This window comes from Parendozoicomonas sp. Alg238-R29, assembly GCF_947331445.1.
Classification (GTDB): Bacteria; Pseudomonadota; Gammaproteobacteria; order Pseudomonadales; family Endozoicomonadaceae; genus Sansalvadorimonas.
In genome coordinates, this window is sequence record NZ_CAMZOG010000193.1 from 1 (window position 1) to 1,871 (window position 1,871).

A 1,871-nucleotide genomic window follows, 5' to 3' on the forward strand; every position below is an offset into this window, starting at 1 on the left:
GGAATTCTGAAGGTTCATTCTTTCAACGTGTTTCTCCGGCAAACATTGTCGGGCTGCATTTGAGTTATGCCAGCAAAGATATTCGGGTATCAATTCCAAGCTAACTTCAAAAGGTTTCGTGGAGCTGGCGGTTAAGTTTTCAGTGGTTTTACTCGTGCTATGCCAGCGCAATCATTTTCAGGGTTTTCGTGGCTCTTGCGGCTGGCAACAAACATTGCAGTTATTTCCAAACGTGCAACGCCAGCACAAACTTTGAGTTTGTCTCAGCAAAGGTTTCCAGTGGCTGCAGGGCTTTGTGCAAAATGCTAAAAGAACTAGGGTTTGCCCGCTGGCAAATCTTACCTCAATAAATCGCAATTAATGTGCAACGCCAGCATCGGTCAATCTCAACCGGCTAGGCCGCGCACAACAAGGCGTTGGTGTTCGGCAGCAAGCTGCCTGGGACGCCTTCGGCGCCCCACAACTTGGCGTTATGCCTTTATTACTCGCTGCGGGAAAAGCTAAAGATAGAGTGGATTGTGCAAGCTGGTGTTTATAGATTTCAGCGTTATGTCCTTCGAGTTTTCGCCTACTGAAATGGCACCGCATCCCTCGGATTTTGTCCGTGTTAACGGCGGTATAAATCGTGCTAAGGTTCATCGGTTTCACAACACCAGCACAAACATTGAGTGCGCTGCCCGAAGCAGGTCAGGCTTTAGTGTTTCATTTCAAGAATTATCAGTTTCGTCGGCCAAGTCAGCCGTTAAAATCATTAAAAACAATCACAGTTTGCTGCAGTATTGTGCAAACCTGCAGGCAAGCATAACAAGGCGTTGGTGTTCGGCAGCAAGCTGCCTGGGACGCCTTCGGCGCCCCACAACTTCGCGTTAGCCGCAATCCATCATCAACCATCAGATTTAAAATATGAAAAAAATAATACAAGCAGTCTTATTCTTATTTATCCCATATACTTCTGCTTCAGAACCAACGGTTGAACCAGTTGCATTTGTTGACTGCAAAGAAATACCTCAATCATTTGGAGAGTTTGGCAAGCCTCAAGATTGTAGATATGGCTCCAAGATCTACTTCATGATTTCAGATGGCAATATAACCAACATAAAGAGCGACTCTCTTACATTAAACAAATTAGAAATAGAAGGAAAAGACATACTGGCTAAACGAAATGGAGATGATAACTATAAGTTATCTTCCTTTCCAAGAGTATCCGATGATGCTAAGCACTTAATGTTTAGCATAGAGATAAAAGAAAATGAATTCCTAAAGCTTCAAAATACTAAGTTATCTGGTGCTATTTCTTACTATACAAGTAAAGGGCTAGAGCGTCACAATCAGAAATTCAATTTAGATCAAGGTCTACAAACAACACTACATAGTTTCGATCTAAAAAGCTCACTGCAAGATGATGGAAATTTAATTGAAATAGAAGTCACAAGAGATTTTAATTCGGTTAATTCGATTAAGCTTGAGAGCAACGGTATCAAACTACAGTCTAAAGGTATGGCTAAAGGACCTCAGAGACACCGATACTATTTTGAAGCAGCAGGTTCAAGTGAAATCGACATAGCCATTACATCATGGAAAAACTTAAATATGAAAACACAGCCTTTTAGTTATAATCAATAAATCGGCTAACAAGTGCGTCGTGTACGGCAGCAAGCTGCCTGGGACGCCTTCGGCGCCCCACACGCAGGCGTTGTGCGTCAATGTGCAAATATTAATATTTCAGTCTGTGCTTTCCTGAGAAACAACCAAGAGTTTTGTAGAGCTGGCAATCAAACATTGGAGTTTGCCACGTGCAAATCCTGAAAGGTCATGCTTTCAACGTGTTTATTCTGCAAACATTTTTCGGGCTGCTTCCGAGTTATGCCAGC

The 1,871-nt window shown here is 42.7% G+C and carries 1 protein-coding gene; it reads left to right on the forward strand.

Going from position 1 to position 1,871, the window contains the following annotated elements:
- Positions 1-903: 903 nt before the first annotated feature.
- Positions 904-1,623 (forward strand): hypothetical protein, encoded by a 720-nt coding sequence (locus QMA35_RS21500; RefSeq protein ID WP_281649183.1) that lies wholly within the window; start codon positions 904-906, stop codon positions 1,621-1,623.
- The last annotated feature ends 248 nt before the right edge of the window (positions 1,624-1,871 follow it).